The organism is Rufibacter sp. JT20002, from assembly GCF_056491185.1.
This window is the reverse complement of sequence record NZ_JBSZJY010000003.1, coordinates 413,236-430,812: the sequence shown is the minus strand read 5'-3', so window position 1 is coordinate 430,812 and position 17,577 is coordinate 413,236. Positions and strand designations below refer to the sequence as shown.

Here is a 17,577-nt window from a genome sequence, read left to right as displayed (position 1 = left end):
CTAAGCCAAGGGCGGCAAGCCGAATTCCGGACTTATTGTTTTTGGCTTATTTTTCTAAAAAGGTTCAGAAACACCTTTCTGAAGTAGGCCATCTGCCATCAAGCTTTCCGTTCTGCCGAATTCTGCGTAGACTTAACTTTTCAAATCATCTATTCCTAGAAAGAACTAAATGCAGAATAACCGTTGGAGTTTAGAAGGCCGCCGCGCCCTGGTTACCGGAGGCACCAAAGGCATAGGTGCCGCCATTGCGGAAGAGTTACTTTCCTTCGGGGCCGAGGTACTGATTGTGGCCCGCAAGGAAATGGAGGTAAACCAGGCCGTGACCGATTGGCGCGCCCGCGGCCTGAAAGCCTCTGGAATGGTAGCCGATGTAAGTCAGGCGGCTGACCGCCACAACCTGCTGCAACTGGTGGAGAATACCTGGGGCACTTTGGACATCTTAGTGAACAACGTAGGCACCAACATCCGCAAGAAAATTGGCGAATACACGCCCGAAGAATACAACTACTTACTTAACACCAATCTCACCTCGGCCTTTGAACTGTGCCGGTTGGCGCATCCGTTTCTGAAAGCCTCGCCGCAGGGCAACGTGGTGAACGTTTCCTCGGTGGCGGGTCTGGGTCACGTACGCACGGGCGCTATTTACGGCATGACGAAGGCAGCTTTAGTGCAGCTCTCCAAGAACTTGGCGGGTGAGTGGGCACCGGACGGCATCCGGGTGAACTGCGTGGCGCCGTGGTACATCAGAACACCTCTGGCCGAAGAAGTGCTGCAGAACCAGGAGTACCTTGATAGCGTGTTGAGCCGCACGCCTACCCGCACCATCGGGAACCCCGAGGATGTGGCCTCGGCGGTGGCTTTCCTGTGCATGCCTGCGGCTGCGTACATAACGGGCCAGTGCATAGCCGTAGACGGCGGCATGAGCATCAACCTGTTTGGGTAACCTCTCATAAGCCTATACAAACAGAAACTCCTCCCCAGTATTGATCGGGAAGGAATTTCTGTTTTAGGTTCGTTTCTCTAAAATAAGCTACGAAACGGAGGATGGAACCTCTTCCATCATCTGAACCAGAGCCTGATAATAGTTTTCAAGCGAATCTGGATGGGTGTGCAGGTACAGGAACGGCTCAATTAGTTCCAGTTCCATCAGTTGCAGTTCCTCGCCTACTACCACGCCGTCTACGCGGGCATACAAGCAACCCTCGGCAAACTGGTCTGCCATGGTTTGGGCCTGCGCCAGCAGATGAGCCGGAGCTTCCTGCGGATGGATGGTTCCCCCGAAAAAGTGCTGCACTCTAAAGTCTCCGTCCTTGGCAGACTTGAGCAGGCAGTGGCTGTACTGGCCGTTGAAGAACAGGAACGACCACTCGCCTTCTTCCTGAATTTGTGGCATGAAGGGCTGCGCCAAGAAATCTTCGGCTTTCAGTAGTTCCTCCAGCTTGGGTTTTACTTCCTCTACTTCGTCCAGAGACACAATGAACGTGTTCTTCGCGCCGCCGCTCACGCAGGGTTTAATGATGAGCTTATCGGTTTGGAAATGGCTGAAGAATTGCTCCAATTGTACAGCGGTTCCTCTTTTAAGTAAGGCAGTAGGCACAATCGGCAACCCGGCTTTCTCCACCTCCAGTAGGTAATGCTTGTCGGCATTCCAACGGATGGTAGAGATAGGGTTCAGGGTGCGGATGCCTAGGGCTTCCATGCGGTCCAGCCAAACGCAGAACTCTGGAAACTTGTCAAAATAATCCCACGGCGATTTGAAAACCGCTAAGTCGTATTGCTCCCAATTCACGGCCGGGTCATGCCAGTCTTCCAGGGTGATGTCAATGCCTTTGGAGGTGAGGTAATCCATCAGGACGCCATCTTCGCTGCCACTCAATGAGCCATAGCTGTGGATGGCTTCGTAGGTCACTAATGCTAATTTCAAGGTTGGTTTGATATAAAGTGTGATATGTAAAAAGTATCTGTGGAGGTAACACCTATCCCTTCGAGGAGGAGAAGCAGTGGTGCATTTCTGTTTTAAGGCTGTTTTCCCTAAAGTGGCTTCAGAACAACTTATTTCAACGGATTGTTCAAGTAATCAACGGCTAGGTTAGCCAAGGCACGCACGCCTAGTTTCAAGCCACTTTCCTCGATGTAGAAATCAGGCGTGTGGTGTGCGGGCGCTTTGGTTGGATCAGTGCCTTTGGGCATGCCACCTAGGAACAGGTAAAGCCCCGGAATCTTCTGCTGGAAATAGGCGAAGTCCTCAGCAATGGTCACGGGTTTGGTGAGCTTCACCTGGTTGGTGCCGGCCACGCGCTGCAACGAGGGCAGCATGTGCGCGGTAAGGGCCTCGTGGTTGTAGGTCACGGGCGTCATCTCCTGGATAGAAACCTCAGCGGTTGCGCCCGCGCCGGTGGCAATGCTGGTGGCGGTTTTCTTCAAACGCTCGTGGATCTGCTGCTGCATGGGCACGTCCAGGGCCCGGATGGTCCCGATCATCTCCACCTGACTGGGCACGATGTTGGCCCGAACCCCGCCGTTGATGGCACCCACCGTCACAATTGCCGCGGCGTTGGTCACGTCTACTTGGCGGCTCACAATGGTTTGCAGCGCTGTCACAATGTACGCCGAGGTCACCACCGGATCCACCCCCATCCAAGGAGTGCCGCCGTGCGACTGCTGGCCCTTTACGGTGATCTTAAAGTTATCTGAACTGGCCATCATGCCCTGCGGCCGGTAGGTAATGGTACCCACCTCCACGTCTGACCGGATGTGCAGCCCAAACATTGCGTCTACTTTGGGACTCTCCAGTACGCCTTCCTGCACCATGAGTTTCGCGCCACCCACCTGCCCGGGAGCCGAGCCTTCCTCCGCAGGTTGAAAGATGAATTTTACGGTGCCTTTTAGGTCTTTCTTAATGCCACTCAGCACCTCGGCCACGCCCATGAGCATGGCTACGTGCGCATCGTGGCCGCAGGCATGCATCAGCCCCACTTGCTGTCCTTCAAACGTGGTCTTCACTTTAGAGGCGAACGGTAGGTTGTGGGTGTTGTTCTCCGTTACCGGCAAAGCATCCATATCGGCGCGCAGGGCTACTACGGGTCCGGGCTGACCTCCTTTGAGAATACCTACCACGCCGGTTCTAGCCACGCCGGTTTTCACTTCAAACCCGAGGGCTTTCAAGTGCTTTGCTATTTTCTCAGCAGTCTTTACCTCAAAGTTTCCTAGCTCGGGGTTCTGGTGCAGTTCGCGGCGCCACTGAATGACTTTGGGCTCAATCTTATCAGCGAGTTGGTCAATCTGAGTTTGTGCCCCGGTGGTTTGCGCGCTGCTAATGAGCGACAAACTCAAGAAAGATGTCAGGAAGAGGAAAAGTGATTTATGGGAAAGCATTAGGTCTCTTTTGTTTAGCCGCCGATTTTGTGAAATCAGCTTGAAAACACAAAAGTACACCACCTAATCGGGAAAAGGAATTTTAGCGGCGGAAGGACCGAAGGGATTTGGGTGAGAAAAAATGTAGTAAGGGGATATTTTTAAAGAGCCATCTCATTCTTTCTTCCTAAACCTTCACCAAAACTCAACCATTACTACCTAAATATAAATTATTACAGCAATGTCTTCCAGTAAATTCTTTGAAAATCTTTCCTTTATCTTTACACCACCAGCAGAAAGCTGTTTTTAGCAACAATTGACTAAAGTCTCTATCAAGCAAACTATTCATATACCTATAATTACCTATTTCAATCATCTATCAAATAGAAACTAAAAGCCATTTCTTAAATGAAAAAACTTCTACTCCTATCTATTTTCATCCTAGTACAATTCCTTGCCTTAGCCCAAAAAGAGCAGCCTGAGGTCTCCTTTGTTGCTTACTGGGAGAAAGGCGATGTTTACAAGTTCAAGGTGACCAAATTAAAGCAACAATGGAAGAATGGCACCTTGGCCCAAAACGATTCGTCTCAATACATTGTCAATTTTGAAGTCATAGACTCTACAGAAAGTTCTTACCGAATTAAGTGGAGCTATAAGAACAATGTGGCGAGTACCTACGACATTCCAGAGACTTTGAAGGAGAAGTTCACGAAATATGATTTAACAGAAATCATTTACAAAACCACAGAAACTGGCCAGTTTGTGGAAGTTGAAAATTGGCAACAAGTGGCTGACATGATGAAAAGCATGTTTAAAGACATGATAGAAGTTAAAGCAGCAGACAACTCCATTTCAAAAGCCGATCTGGAGAAACGGTTGCAACCCATGATTACCGCATTCAATTCAAAAGAGGCAGTGGAACAGTTAGTCCTTAATGAACTTCGGTACTTACACTTCCCTTTAGGGGCAGTGTTTCCTACTTCAAAGGCAGTTGAATACGATGATGAGCTACCTAATATGTTTGGTGGCAATCCTATTAAAGCGAAAGGAAAACTATCTATTGAAAGTGTTGACTCAGAGAAAAGCCGCTGTGTGCTGGTGCAACAATTAAAGCTTAACCCTAAGGATACCAAAGAAGTGGTAACTCTTGTGTTCAACAAGATGGGATTAAAGGAAAAAGAGGTGAAAGCGGCCATGAAGACTGCAAAGTTTGATATAACCGATTTGCACAGATTTGAATACTTCTATTACCCGGGGATCCCCATCAAGATTGAAACGAAGCGAGAAACCTTATTAACCATTGACAAGGAGACAGGAAAACGCATTGACAGAGTTATGATTGAGCTCCTTGATTAAGCAAGATAACTTATAGAACAGATGGTACTGCTTAAAAAGTAAAACAAAGCTGGTAGTACCTCCCATTCCTTTTTTCTTTATCGCTTGTAGAAAATGAATTCCAGAAAGAAAAAGCTTCTATTCTGTATACTACTGCTTGCTCTGATAACACCTTTGGCCTCCTTAGCTAAAGCCAGTGAGGTTGCATGTTTCAATGAGCCTGACAGCATTGGCTATTTCAAACCCGTGTCTGTTCTGCGAGCCATAGAAAAGCACAACAAAGGGATTATTAGTCCTTCAATGTCAGAGGAGTCGGTCAGGTTATTGGACTCCATCCTGGTCACCAAGAAACAAGCTTATCATTTGGGGAACCAGCTTTTACCCACAGACTCTGCGTTGCTTACTAAGCTAAACAAAGAAATCAGTCATCTGGCCTTCCAGTCTAATATACAGCGGAAGTCCCACGGCTTAGAACTCTCCTCTACCATAGATTCTATGATGGAAGCAAACGGCCAGCGGTACGCGTTGGCTATTGTCGCAGCAGGTTATAGTAGATCAAGAAGAAACTACAGTAGAAAAGAAGCCTTTTACATAAGCAGGAGAATCTCTAACCTTGGACGTGACGATTTAACCAAGATGCCTGATAAAGCCACCTCTACCATTCATGCCTTGCTTCTTGACGCTAAAGACAACACAGTAGTCATTTACAGAAAGAATCATATTGCAGATAGAGAACCATTGGATAAAGTGGTTCTTTCTAATCAGATCAACAATATCTTGATTAATGTATTTGTAAACAAAGAGGTAGACTAGTCCTTCTGCTGGTTCGTTCCAAGACGATTTTTCCCAAAATAGGCTCGGAACCAGCCGGCTACTCTTGCCCTTTCTCCTTCGCTTCCTCCACGGCTCCTTTCAAAGGTTCTTCCAGGCGCTGTTCGGCGGCGGTGTCTCCTTTTTCAATGGCTTCAGCGATGTTCTCTGCGAAGTTGGCAGCCACCTGCGGGGTGATGGGCATGATCTCTGGGTCCGTAAGCGCGTCAATGACTACGGGGCGATCTGCGCTCAGAGCAGTTTCCCATGCGGCATCAATCTGGTCCGGGCTTTCAATCCGAATGCCGATTAACCCAATGCTCTCAGCGTAGGCGGCGTAATTGAAATCAGGCAGTACCTGGGAATCATCGAACTTGGGATTGCCTTCGCTCATGCGCTGTTCCCACGTCACGAAGTTGAGGTCACGGTTGTTGAGTACCAGCACAATTAAGCGCGGATCAGCCCATTGGCGGTAGTATTTCTGGATGGTGAGCAGTTCCTCGGTGCTGCCCATCTGCATGGCACCATCGCCCGCAAAAGCGAAGGCCACCCGGTCTGGGTAGGCGAACTTGGCGGCCAACGCGTACGGCAAGGCGCAGCCCATGGTAGCCAGCGTGCCGGAGACGGAAAATTTCATATTCCCCCTGATTTTGAGGTATTGCGCTACCCAACTGGAGGAAGAACCTGAGTCAGCAGCCAGAATACTATTTTCTGGGAGGCGCGGTGATAGCTTTTCAAAAACTAACCGTGGGTTCACAGGATTGGCCGGATGGTTGGCTTCTTCGGTTAACTGCTTTTCCCAAGTCTGGATGTTCTGTTCAATGGTTTGTCGCCAAGAACGGTCTTCTTTTGGTTGGAGCAGCGGTAGGAGCGCACGTAGGGTCTCGGCACTGTCACCGATGAGCGGCACTTCCATGGGGTACCGGATGCTGAGCATGCGGCCGTCAATGTCTATCTGCACGCCTCGGGCCTGACCTTCTTTAGGCAAAAACTCGGCATACGGGAAACCAGAGCCAATCATAAGTAGGGTGTCGCAGTGAGCCATCATCTGGTGGCTGGCCTCCGTCCCAAAGAACCCGATGGCTCCAGTCACAAAGGGCAGTTCATCTGACAAAGCGGCTTTGCCGAGGTAGGCTTTCGCCACGCCGGCACCAAGAACTTCGGCTAACTGGGTTACTTCCTCGGCGGCATCTTTCGCTCCGGCACCAATCAAAATGGCCACCTTCTTCCCGGCATTCAGTACTTCGGCGGCCTTGAGCAAGTCTTCGTCACGAGGCAGCACGCGCGGCGGCAGATACCCAATGCCTGAGTGTACTGTGCCGTGAGCGTGTTCTGGTTCCTGGTATTCCAGTTCCTGTACATCGCTAGGGAGAATGACACAGGTAACGGTGCGCTGGTCTTTGGCAATGCGGAAGGCACGGTCAATCAGGTGCCGAACCTGGCTGGGCTCGGTGGCCATCTGCACAAACTCACTGGACACATCTTTGAACAAGGTCAGCAAATCTACCTCCTGCTGGCTGTGCCCGCCTAGTGATTTACGCGCCTTCTGCCCCACCAACGCCACTACCGGTTGATGGTCCAGTTTTGCGTCGTATAAGCCATTGAGCAAGTGAATCGCGCCCGGACCCGAGGTCGCGAGACAAACGCCTACCTCGCCGGTGAACTTGGCGTGCGCACAGGCCATGAGTGAAGCTACTTCCTCGTGCCGCACCTGGATGAATTTAATTTGTTCGCTGGCGCGGTCCAGAGCACCCATGACGCCGTTAATGCCATCGCCGGGATATCCGAAGATGCGGTCCACGCCCCATTTCTGAAAACGTTCTACTATAAAATCACTGACTTGCTGTGGCATACGTTGCTGTCTAAAGGCTTCTTTTGTGAAAAGAAGTTCTAAACAGGTACGACCTTAGGGGCAGATGGTTCAACCCTTAGAGCTTTTCATGTTAACACACAGTGCCCCGTTTTGAAGCTGCTTTTTAGAAAGCAGCTTCAAAACGGGGCACTGTGTACGTAAGGACGGTGAGGTCATCAAACTACTACTTATTCGTCCCCCTTTGAAGGGGGTGGGGGGATGACCAAGTGGTTTCTAGAACCGATTACTTTAACCTTTTTGTAAAGGGCAACCACAAGGGATTGCCCCTACATTTCAGGAATGCTTGATCTACCCAAGTAATCATCCCCCTACCCCCTTCAAAGGGGGACGGAATGTGTAACCTTCACCCCTGAAGTTTACTTAGCTAATTACTTCTTCAACGGATTGTTCAGGTAATCAACAGCCAAATACGCCAGGGTACGGACACCTAATTTCAAGCCGCTTTCGTCAATCATGAAGTCTGGGGTGTGGTGGGCTGGGATTTTGGTGGGGTCCTGGCCTTTGGACATGCCGCCCACGAAGATGAACACACCCGGTACTTTCTGCTGGTAATAGGCGAAGTCCTCGGCGCCGGTTACGGCTTTGGTGAGCACCACGTTTTGCTGCCCCGCTACGGTGTGTAACACAGGCAGAATGTGGGCGGTAAGGGCTTCGTGGTTGTAGGTGATAGGCGTGTTTTTGACGATCTCTACGGTGGCGGTGGCGCCGGCGCTGGCGGCAATCATCTCGGCGGTGCGGCGCAGTTTCTCGTGGAGCTGGTCCTGCATTTTGGGATCCAGCGCCCGGATGGTGCCAATCATTTCTACTTCCTCAGGGATGATGTTGGTTCTTACCCCGCCGTGGATGGCACCTACCGTGATCACAGCCGCCTCGTTGGTGAGTTCCATCTGGCGGCTCACAATGGTCTGGATGCCGTTGATGATCTGCGCCGATACCACAATCGGGTCAACGCTCATCCATGGATAGGCGCCGTGCGCCTGACGGCCTTTCACCTTGATCTTGAAGTTATCGGAACTGGCCATGGTGCCCTGCGGACGGTATTTGAGGGTGCCCACCTCGGTGGCCGAGTTGATGTGCAGTCCGAAGATGGCGTCTACTTTGGGGTTCTCCAGAGCGCCTTGGGCCACCATCACATCGGCACCGCCTTCTTCCCCGGCGGGTGCTCCTTCCTCAGCGGGCTGGAAGATGAATTTCACCGTGCCTTTGAGGTCTTTCTTGTGCTGGGCCAGAATCTCAGCGGCACCCATGAGCATGGCTACGTGCGTGTCATGCCCGCAGGCGTGCATCACGCCTACTTCCTGGTTGTTGAACGTGGTGCGCACTTTGGAGGCGAAGGGCAAGCTGTTGCGCTCGGTCACGGGTAGGGCATCCATATCGGCGCGGAGGGCCACTACGGGTCCGGGTTGACCGCCTTTCAAGATGCCGATGACGCCGGTTTTGGCCACGCCGGTTTTCACCTCAAACCCGAGGCTCTTCAGGTGCTTGGCCACTTTCTCGGCGGTTTTCACCTCGCGGTTACTCAGCTCTGGGTTCTGGTGGAAATCACGGCGCCACTGGATGACTTTCGGCTCCAGTTTGTTCGCGAGTTGGTCAATCTGGGCGTGCAGGTCGGTGGTTTGGGCCTGGGCCACCTGGGTAAGCGCCACCAGCGCAGCCGCCGAGGCTAATTTCTTGAAAGGGCTCATTTGTTTGTTTGGTGAAGGGTAGTGATTTTTCGCACTCCTATGTTAAGCATAAATTCTGAAAAACAGGGCAAAATAATGGGAAGGGCAATCCCTTGTAGTTGCCCATTCTCCTTTCCAAACGCGTTAGGGCAACCACAAGGGATTGCCCCTACACCTAATAATTGTAATTTCAGGCGAACTTTAGACCTACCTGATGCGCCATCGGCTACTACTTCCGCTCTTGCTTTTGCTTCCTTTTTCTGTTTTCGCTCAGCAAGCCTATTGGCAGCAGGAGGTGAACTATAAAATAGACGTGACGCTGGACGATGGGCAGCACACCCTCAGAGCCACGGAGCAGATTGAGTACTTAAACCATTCGCCGGAAACGCTCACATTCCTGTACTTCCACCTTTGGCCCAACGCCTACCAAGACCGCGGCACCGCCTTCGCGCGGCAGCAATTACTGAACAACGAAAACAAGTTCTACTTCGCCAAAGAGGAGTCCCGCGGTTCTATTTCGGGGCTGGATTTCAAAATAGACGGCCAAAACGTGAAATGGGAACTGGATGCGAAGAACCCAGACATCGCGAAGCTTACCTTGAACCAACCATTAGCTCCTGGAAGTCGCATCACTATCAGTACGCCGTTTCAGGTGAAATTACCCGATTCTTTTTCGCGATTGGGGCACGTGGGGCAATCGTACCAGATCTCGCAGTGGTACCCTAAACCGGCGGTGTTCGACCACAAAGGCTGGCACCCGATGTCGTACCTGGACCAAGGCGAGTTTTATTCGGAGTTCGGGTCGTTTGACGTGCGCATTACGTTACCTGCCAACTACACCGTTGGTGCTACCGGGGTGCTGCAGAATGAACGCGAACAGGCACGCATGGACAGCCTAGCGCAGGTAACGGCTGCCATCAAAAAGTTTAACACGGAGGATCTGGCGTTCCCGGCCTCGGCGAAAGCCACCAAGACCCTACACTACAAACAAGAACGTATCCATGATTTCGCGTGGTTCGCCGATAAGCGGTTCCATGTCTTGAAAAACGAGGTGGTGCTGCCCTATTCTAAACGGCCGGTGACTACCTGGCTTTTGTTCACGAACCGGGTGGCGGACCAATGGATCCAAAGGGCGCACGAGATCAACGATGCCGTCTACACCTACTCTCTGTGGCTGGGCGATTACCCCTACAGCCAGGCTACGGCGGTTGACGCAGCGTTAAGCGCGGGCGCTGGCATGGAGTACCCCATGGTCACGGTTACGGAGCCGGAAGCCATCATCCACGAGGTGGGCCACAACTGGTTTTACGGTATTCTAGCCAGCAACGAGCGCCAGCATCCCTGGCTGGATGAAGGCATCAACTCTTACTATGAATTCCGGACCAAAGCGCTGCGCAACAAATATGCGGGTATGGTGTCCAGCGAGGTGAATACGAATCCCTTTGGGAAGTTCTTCGGGGTAGATGACTTGCCTCCGGCGGCGATTGACAACGCGGCGTACTTATCAGCGGCCAGCCGAGGTTTGGACCAACCGGTGACCGCCCCGGCAACCCAGTTCAGGACGTTGAATTACGGCACCATCGTTTACCTCAAAACGGCGCAGTTGTTCCAGTACCTGGAGAAGTACCTGAGTACTGCCCACTTTGACAGCGCCATGCACACCTATTACCGCCAGTGGCAGTTCAAGCATCCGTACCCCGAGGATTTGCAGGCGGTGCTGCAGAAATCGACGGGAGAAAACCTGGATTGGTTTTTCAAGGACTTGCTGCCTTCCACCAACCTGCCCGATGCGCACCTGCAAACCGTAACCACTTCCGGCGGATCTACCCAGGCAATGGTGCGGCAAACCGGGAAACTAGCCTTGCCCGTACATGTAGCCGCGCTGGACGCCGAGGGAAAGATACTGGAATCACACTGGACCAAACCGGGCGAAAAAGAGCAGACCGTCGCCTTCACCGCTGCAGGTATTGACCGCATCGTGTTAGATCCTGAGTACGTGTTCCCGGAGCTGGACCGCCGCGACAACCAATACCGTTTAGGGGCGCTTTTCCCAAAAAGTGAGCCGATACGCCTTCAGCCTTTTCTCAGCGCAGACCGGATAGACCAGAAACAGATCTTCGTGGCTCCATCTTTGGGGTATAACACTTCTGACGGTTTTCAACTGGGGGCCGCGTTTTACAACTCTTTTCTCACGGAGCAAAAGCTCAATTACATCATCATGCCAATGTACGGCTTCAAGAGCAGCCGTCTAACGGGCATTGCCGATGTCAAGTTCAGGATTCCGGCGCAGGGCTTTCTGCGGAAGGTGGAGTTGGGTGTGCTGGGCCAGCGTTTTGCTAACTTCCACAGCATCGCGCCTAGCCTCACATTCCACAACCGCCTGCATAACCCGAACACGGCTCGGCAGCAACTCACGCTGGCCTGGCACTTTGTGCAGGATGATATAACGCCAGACTACCAAGCTCCCCGGCTTGCCTACCAACTCACCACCGAGAACGCCATCAGCGGCACCCAGGTAGCGTTTGACGCTACCCTGTTCCAGTACCGCGTGGTTCCTTCTTCTCCAATTTCACTGACCGACAAAGGCCTTACCACCTTCCGCCCTTTGCGGTTCAGGCTAACGGTAGAGAACTGGCACGAATACAAAGCTGACAAAGAAATAAGGGCCCGGGGTTTTGTAGGGTTCATGGCGAACAACAACCAAGTCAGCAGTCCCTTTGTCTTGGGCTTAGCGGGCAGCCCCGATTACCTGAGACAAACTCCTTTCTTCAATCGCACCGAACTATACACCGCATCTGAAGGAATAACCTCCATCCGGCAAACCGACCGTCAGGATGGTGGCTTCCGTAACCCGGTGCCCGTAGTAAGCCGTGAATGGATGGCTACCTTCAACCTCACCGCAGATTTACCGGTGACACCCTTCGCCGTGTACCTGGACCTGGGCCGCGTGCAGGAACTTGACAGGGTGTTTTACGGCACAGGGCTGCAATGGAGTTTCTTCCGGGATGCCGTCCAGATTTACTTTCCGATAGCCGGTAGCAATTACGCCGATGACTTGCCCAAGAGCTTCAAAGACTTTAGAAACAGCATCCGGTACTCATTGAATCTGCAAAGACTAAATCCGTTCAGGGTGCTAGATGAGTTGCAGTAAGGGAGGTTGAACGATGGAGAGAATGTGTTGAAGAAGGCGCAAATGGTTTTAATGGAAAGATGCCTTTTTTCGCTTATCTTACAGGAAACAAGCTGAAAACGCTTCTACCCTTTCCACTAACATGCGCTTTACCTCAATAAAGAATGGGCAGCTCTGGCTGCTTTTTATGGCTATTCTCTGCCTTAGCTGCAAACCTGATTACCGCCATTTACCCGCTATCACCGAAACCAAGCACTGGCAAGCGGTGGTAGAAACGCCTTCGGGCTCCACGCTGCCGCAGGTGTATGACGCGCAGGAGAAAAAGTTTGTACCGCAACTGGAGGCCGGCCAGCCGCGCAAACTGGAGTTTCTGCCTTACCCGGGCAACGAAGGATTTATTCCGTCCACACTGGTAGACTCTGCGCAGGGCCGACCAGCCGCTCCTCTGAAGGTGCTGGTTCTGTGCAACCAGAAAGAGCCGGGCACGGCGCTGGAGATCTTGCCAGTGGGAGTCATGATCCTGGAAAGCGAAGGCGAACTGCGGCACCTGATTGTGGCGGTACCCGCGCGGCCTAGTGAGCAAACCATCTCGCCTAACTCCTACAGTGATTTCTCTGCGCGCTATCCGGCAGTTAAAAAGATTCTGGAGCAGTGGTATTTGAACGTGAACCCCCGGCAACCCACCCGTTTGTCGGCGTGGAAAGACGAGGCCTTCGCCGATAAGCTGATTCAGCAGTGGGTGCAGTAAGCCTGATCGTTTCACGCCTCGTTTATAAAAACTGCCTTTAAACCAAGGCGGCACCTCTGGCAAAAGCGGGCTCTTTTGGTAAGTATTTTCCAAAAGTCGCCACAATTCCTAACTTCGCTACAAATAGACCTGAATCAAAAGACAACGCATGTTTCCATCCATAAACCCTACCACCACGCAAGCCTGGGCCAACCTGACGCAGCATTACGCGCACATCAAAGACAGCCACCTCAAAGATGCCTTTGCCCAGGACCCACAGCGGTTTGAGAAGTTTAGCCTCACCTTTGAGAACATTCTCCTGGATTACTCTAAAAACAGGATCACCCAGGAAACCCAGGCTCTGCTTGTGTCACTGGCGGAGGAATGTGGTTTGAAAGAGGCCATTGAGGCGATGTTCTCCGGCGAGGAAATCAACTTCACTGAGCACCGCTCGGTGCTGCACGTGGCCTTGCGCAACCAGTCTAACACGCCGGTTTTAGTAGATGGGAAAGATGTCATGCCCGAGATCAACCGCGTATTGGCGCAGGTAGAAAAATTTTCCAACGCTGTGATCAACGGCGAATGGAAAGGCTACACCGGCAAAGCCATTGACACCATTGTAAACATAGGTATTGGCGGCTCTGATTTAGGCCCTGTGATGGTGACCGAGGCCCTGAAATCTTACCAGAAGCCTAATATCACCACGCATTTTGTTTCCAACGTAGACGCCACGCACATTGCTGAGACGCTGAAGCAGATCAACCCGGAGACCACGCTTTTCATGATTGCGTCCAAGACGTTCACCACGCAGGAGACCATGACCAACGCCCTGAGCGCGCGCAGCTGGTTCCTGGAGAACGCCAAAGACGAGGAGCACATCAAGAAGCATTTCGTGGCCTTGTCTACCAATGCCAAAGCGGTAGCCGAGTTTGGCATTGACACGCAGAACATGTTTGAGTTCTGGGACTGGGTTGGCGGCCGTTATTCACTGTGGTCCGCTATTGGCTTGTCTATTGCTTGCACCATTGGCTATGAGAACTTCAGAGAACTGTTGGCCGGTGCGCACGCCATGGACACCCACTTCCGCGATACGCCTTTTGAGCAGAACCTGCCCGTGATTCTGGCGTTGCTGGGCATCTGGTACAACAACTTCTTTGATGCCCAGTCACATGCGCTGTTGCCGTACGACCAGTACATGCACCGGTTCGCGGCGTATTTTCAGCAGGGCGATATGGAAAGCAACGGCAAGTACGTAGACCGCAACGGCGAGAAAGTAACGTACCAAACCGGTCCTATCATCTGGGGCGAGCCGGGCACCAACGGACAGCACGCGTTCTACCAGCTCATCCACCAAGGCACCAAATTGATTCCGTGCGATTTCCTGGCCCCGGCTATCAGCCACAATCCACTAGGCGACCATCACCCCAAGTTGATGGCCAACTTCTTCGCGCAGACCGAGGCGCTCATGAACGGCAAAACTGAGGCCGAAGCCATTGACGAGATGCAGCGCATGAGCTGTTCTGAAGAGGAAATCCAAGCCTTGAAAGCCTTCAAGGTGTTTGAAGGAAACCGCCCCACTAACTCTATCCTGTTCAAGCAACTGGACCCTAGAACGCTAGGCAGCCTCTTGGCCATGTACGAGCACAAGATCTTCGTGCAAGGCGTGATCTGGAACATCTACAGCTTTGACCAATGGGGCGTAGAACTGGGCAAACAGCTCGCCAAGAAGATTCTGCCAGAGTTAACTTCTTCTGAGGAAGTAACTTCCCACGATTCTTCTACCAACGGGCTTATCAACCAGTTCAAAGCTTTTAGACAAGAAGCGTAGAACTTGTGAGGTATTCATTTAATTCATTCTGGTCATCGGTTCCTAGGAACCGATGACCAGAATGAATTTTTGTTTATATTCTAATTATTTGCAAACAATAGAATAAACCTAAGATGTTATAACATGAATTTTGATTTTGCTGAGCAAATTAATCCATATCTGGAAAAACAAGAATATTCAGAAGCAATAAGCATAGCAGAGACTGCTCTAAAAGGCATTCCAACTTCAGAATTTCACCAGATTATCGGTCAATCACTTGTAGATCAAGCTGACGGAGTAGCAAACTGGATAAATGATTTCTACAGAAATGTGTCGAAAGTCATTGAGCCAAAGGCTTTGTATTTTGAAATGAACGAGTTTGACATCAATACGGACGCTTGGTACATAGACGGATTTGGGTTCAGCGAGGACGGCGGACTTGACCTTGAAGACATGGATTGGCTCTCTGATGTAAGCGAAGAAACCATGACATCGGAAGAGTATGTAATTGCTGGTTATGAGAAACTGCAGGAGGCTTTTGAGAGCATAGAACCTGACACGGAGAACTTACAAGATGCGAAGGACTGGTGCGAGCAACTCGTCATTGCAAGATTTATGGAATTGATGAGTGCAGCTCATTTTGGAGCTAAAGAACAGAACATGAAGTGGACAGAATTGCCTTTGTATTTCACAGAGCACTCCTATGACTTCATCGTAAAATCAGAATAAAGAAAAAAAAATGTTTGCACATACCAATGTATAAACACCAAGTTACGACCAATGGCTTTGCTCATTGTTCATACTACCTTTAACTTACACCATATAAATGAACTCCCCTTTTCATTACCGAAAATATCAAATTCAATATTTTAGTAGAACAGTTTTATAATGAATTCACTGTATGATTGCATTTCACAATTTCACCCTATTTCCTCAGGAGCATGGGAAGCCCTTTCTAAAAAGTTAACGCGGGTAGAGATTTCAAGAAATTCGTTTTTAATACAAGAAGGAATGGTGTGCAATAACCTGTACTTTCTTGAACAAGGTTGCTTGCGGGGATACTATAACCTGGATGGGAAGGAAATCACCTATTGGTTTGGCTTCGAAAATAATTTTATTACTTCTTTTTATAGCTTTATCTCCCGCAAGCCGGGAGTAGAGAACATACAGATTTTGGAAGACTCTACCTTGTGGGGCATCAGTTTTGAAGCGTTGAACCAGCTGTTTGATTATCATAATGACCTTGAGCGCCTTGTACGGATCATTAATGAGCAGTATTACATTAGACTGGAAGAACGATTAATGGCCATGCAATTCAGAACGGCGCGAGAACGGTATGAGCAGCTACTGGAGACTTCCCCACATATTCTTCAAAGAATCCCCCTCGGCCAAATTGCGTCTTTCATCGGTATTAGTCAGGAAACGCTGAGCAGGATACGCAGTCACGTTGTATAATTTTCCTTTTTGACAATTGTCAAAAGAAAGGACTAGGGACTGCTGTACTTTTGATTCATCACTTAATAAAAGAAAAAATGAATCAGAAACCTTCAAACGCGTTTGTTGCCGCTTCTTGGGCTACTTTACTTACTGGTATTACTGCCTACATGATTGGGTTGTGGAATGCCCAAATGTTGCTGAACGAAAAGGGCTACTATTTTACCGTACTGATGTATGGCTTGTTCTCAGCTATTTCCCTCCAAAAAAGTGTACGTGACCAACTGGACGGTATTCCTGTTACCAATATCTATTATGGACTTAGTTGGTTCTCTACTATTCTTGCCGTGGTGTTACTGACAGTAGGGCTTTGGAATGCCAATCTGCTCCTTAGCGAAAAAGGCTTTTATGCCATGTCTTTTTTACTTAGCCTTTTTGCAGCCATTGCAGTCCAGAAAAACACCAGAGACAGTTTAGGCAAAGAGGTACTTACTAAGAGGAATGTTGAAGTTTCATAATTGAGATCAGGATTTTATCTGAGCATAAAACAAATAGAAAAACTAAAAACAACTAACAGTGAACATCCGGAAGTTATGGCTTCCGGCAGCACCGCCACTTACAACAGGCGTTAGCCAAAAATGAAAGAATGAATAGAATACTGTCTTTCCTGTCCTTGGTTTTTTTCTTCAGCTGTAGCAATAAATCAGTTGAAACTGTCCCAACAGAACAAGTTCAAAAGGCAAACAAGCTTATCATAGAAGAAGAAGATGTCATGTCTGAAACTGCTTATTCTTCAGAACCTGCCTATAGTATTGAGAAGGCATCAAAGGCCGACTTTGACAAAGCGAAAAAAGTTAAATCTGTAGAATTAACTCAAGACACTACTAACTCCCGGAAGAAAGACGGAATGTTACAAGTACTGAGTAATGGAGATTGGAAGCCTTTGTTAGGTTTCAGAGATACATTGAACAGCCCTGACTCCGACGATGAGGGAATCAGAGAATACAAATACGTTGGACAGCTCAAGTTAATCAAAAAATATCTTGTAGAGGGATATTTCTGGGAGTTCTACGAATGCTATCTGGTTGATAAGAATACTGGCAGAATTGATACTACTTGGACAAGGCCATCTATCTCCCTAGACAACAATATGCTGGCTAGCCTTTCCATGCCTTACGGTTTAGAGGGTTTGCCGCTTGGCATACAAGTATTCAAGGTTGAAAAAGGCGGTCAGAAACTGACCAAAATAATTGAGATCAATCAAGACAAATGGTCGCCTTATAATATGTACTGGGAATCTCCAACCTCAATCATCATTCAAATAAAACCTATTGATAAAGTTCTGGGGAATGAAAATCCCACCCAAGAGGACTATAGCTATTTAAGGCTAAGGGTTAAATAAAAGCTTTCGTCCACTAGAGTCTTAAACTAAATTCCAACCAA

Annotated in this window: 14 protein-coding genes; 10 read left to right on the top strand and 4 right to left on the bottom strand. The window is 49.9% G+C overall.

All coding sequences use genetic code 11. From position 1 onward, the window contains the following. Positions 1-169 precede the first annotated feature (169 nt). A complete protein-coding gene (locus ACW9SV_RS15750) occupies positions 170-943 on the top strand; it encodes an SDR family oxidoreductase (RefSeq protein ID WP_479557715.1) in 774 nt (257 codons plus the stop codon). Between the two features lie 87 nt (positions 944-1,030). Here the strand turns inward: ACW9SV_RS15750 and ACW9SV_RS15745 are convergent, their stop codons facing one another. Then, the gene (locus ACW9SV_RS15745; RefSeq protein ID WP_479557714.1) at positions 1,031-1,924 is read right to left on the bottom strand and encodes an ATP-grasp domain-containing protein; all 894 of its coding nucleotides are present in this window, start codon (positions 1,922-1,924) and stop codon (positions 1,031-1,033) included. Between the two features lie 128 nt (positions 1,925-2,052). Then, positions 2,053-3,375: an amidohydrolase gene (locus ACW9SV_RS15740; RefSeq protein ID WP_479557713.1), complete on the bottom strand. Its 1,323-nt coding sequence runs from the start codon at positions 3,373-3,375 to the stop codon at positions 2,053-2,055. 387 nt (positions 3,376-3,762) lie between these two features. Here ACW9SV_RS15740 and ACW9SV_RS15735 point away from each other — a divergent pair, with 387 nt between their 5' ends. Together ACW9SV_RS15735 and ACW9SV_RS15730 are read left to right on the top strand one after the other, a co-directional pair. After that, positions 3,763-4,710, top strand: a complete 948-nt coding sequence (locus tag ACW9SV_RS15735; RefSeq protein ID WP_479557712.1) for a hypothetical protein — start codon at positions 3,763-3,765, stop codon at positions 4,708-4,710. 153 nt (positions 4,711-4,863) lie between these two features. Beyond that, on the top strand, positions 4,864-5,502 hold the full coding sequence (locus ACW9SV_RS15730; RefSeq protein WP_479557711.1) for a hypothetical protein: 639 nt from the start codon (positions 4,864-4,866) through the stop codon (positions 5,500-5,502). Positions 5,503-5,560: 58 nt separating this feature from the next. Here the strand turns inward: ACW9SV_RS15730 and ACW9SV_RS15725 are convergent, their stop codons facing one another. Together ACW9SV_RS15725 and ACW9SV_RS15720 are read right to left on the bottom strand one after the other, a co-directional pair. Further along, positions 5,561-7,351, bottom strand: coding sequence for a thiamine pyrophosphate-requiring protein (locus tag ACW9SV_RS15725; RefSeq protein ID WP_479557710.1), 1,791 nt, complete (start codon positions 7,349-7,351; stop codon positions 5,561-5,563). Between the two features lie 389 nt (positions 7,352-7,740). Then, positions 7,741-9,057, bottom strand: a complete 1,317-nt coding sequence (locus ACW9SV_RS15720; RefSeq protein ID WP_479557709.1) for an amidohydrolase — start codon at positions 9,055-9,057, stop codon at positions 7,741-7,743. Positions 9,058-9,250: 193 nt separating this feature from the next. On the opposite strand from ACW9SV_RS15720, the gene ACW9SV_RS15715 reads away from it, so the two are divergent. From ACW9SV_RS15715 to ACW9SV_RS15685, 7 genes are all read left to right on the top strand, one after another. Next, entirely contained in the window at positions 9,251-12,187 is a 2,937-nt protein-coding gene (locus tag ACW9SV_RS15715) for a M1 family metallopeptidase (protein ID WP_479557708.1), read from the top strand. A 121-nt stretch (positions 12,188-12,308) separates the two neighbouring features. After that, positions 12,309-12,914 (top strand): inorganic diphosphatase, encoded by a 606-nt coding sequence (locus tag ACW9SV_RS15710; RefSeq protein ID WP_479557707.1) that lies wholly within the window; start codon positions 12,309-12,311, stop codon positions 12,912-12,914. A 148-nt stretch (positions 12,915-13,062) separates the two neighbouring features. After that, a complete protein-coding gene (gene pgi, locus ACW9SV_RS15705) occupies positions 13,063-14,721 on the top strand; it encodes a glucose-6-phosphate isomerase (RefSeq protein WP_479557706.1) in 1,659 nt (552 codons plus the stop codon). Positions 14,722-14,844: 123 nt separating this feature from the next. Further along, positions 14,845-15,429, top strand: a complete 585-nt coding sequence (locus ACW9SV_RS15700) for a hypothetical protein (protein ID WP_479557705.1) — start codon at positions 14,845-14,847, stop codon at positions 15,427-15,429. 159 nt (positions 15,430-15,588) lie between these two features. After that, positions 15,589-16,155 (top strand): Crp/Fnr family transcriptional regulator, encoded by a 567-nt coding sequence (locus tag ACW9SV_RS15695; RefSeq protein WP_479557704.1) that lies wholly within the window; start codon positions 15,589-15,591, stop codon positions 16,153-16,155. Positions 16,156-16,232: 77 nt separating this feature from the next. Next, positions 16,233-16,652: an inner membrane protein YiaA gene (gene yiaA, locus ACW9SV_RS15690; protein ID WP_479557703.1), complete on the top strand. Its 420-nt coding sequence runs from the start codon at positions 16,233-16,235 to the stop codon at positions 16,650-16,652. Positions 16,653-16,780: 128 nt separating this feature from the next. Beyond that, positions 16,781-17,536 carry a hypothetical protein gene (locus ACW9SV_RS15685; protein WP_479557702.1) on the top strand — a complete coding sequence of 252 codons (756 nt, stop codon included), beginning with the start codon at positions 16,781-16,783 and terminating at the stop codon, positions 17,534-17,536. The last annotated feature ends 41 nt before the right edge of the window (positions 17,537-17,577 follow it).

What these genes read in the sequence shown, in the direction of transcription:
- ACW9SV_RS15735 (WP_479557712.1), top strand. Translation starts at nt 3,763, where the DNA reads ATGAAAAAACTTCTACTCCTATCTATTTTCATCCTAGTACAATTCCTT.
- ACW9SV_RS15695 (WP_479557704.1), top strand. Translation starts at nt 15,589, where the DNA reads ATGAATTCACTGTATGATTGCATTTCACAATTTCACCCTATTTCCTCA.
- pgi (WP_479557706.1), top strand. Translation starts at nt 13,063, where the DNA reads ATGTTTCCATCCATAAACCCTACCACCACGCAAGCCTGGGCCAACCTG.
- ACW9SV_RS15715 (WP_479557708.1), top strand. Translation starts at nt 9,251, where the DNA reads ATGCGCCATCGGCTACTACTTCCGCTCTTGCTTTTGCTTCCTTTTTCT.
- ACW9SV_RS15685 (WP_479557702.1), top strand. Translation starts at nt 16,781, where the DNA reads ATGAATAGAATACTGTCTTTCCTGTCCTTGGTTTTTTTCTTCAGCTGT.
- ACW9SV_RS15700 (WP_479557705.1), top strand. Translation starts at nt 14,845, where the DNA reads ATGAATTTTGATTTTGCTGAGCAAATTAATCCATATCTGGAAAAACAA.
- ACW9SV_RS15720 (WP_479557709.1), bottom strand. Translation starts at nt 9,057, where the DNA reads ATGAGCCCTTTCAAGAAATTAGCCTCGGCGGCTGCGCTGGTGGCGCTT.
- ACW9SV_RS15740 (WP_479557713.1), bottom strand. Translation starts at nt 3,375, where the DNA reads ATGCTTTCCCATAAATCACTTTTCCTCTTCCTGACATCTTTCTTGAGT.
- ACW9SV_RS15710 (WP_479557707.1), top strand. Translation starts at nt 12,309, where the DNA reads ATGCGCTTTACCTCAATAAAGAATGGGCAGCTCTGGCTGCTTTTTATG.
- yiaA (WP_479557703.1), top strand. Translation starts at nt 16,233, where the DNA reads ATGAATCAGAAACCTTCAAACGCGTTTGTTGCCGCTTCTTGGGCTACT.
- ACW9SV_RS15725 (WP_479557710.1), bottom strand. Translation starts at nt 7,351, where the DNA reads ATGCCACAGCAAGTCAGTGATTTTATAGTAGAACGTTTTCAGAAATGG.
- ACW9SV_RS15750 (WP_479557715.1), top strand. Translation starts at nt 170, where the DNA reads ATGCAGAATAACCGTTGGAGTTTAGAAGGCCGCCGCGCCCTGGTTACC.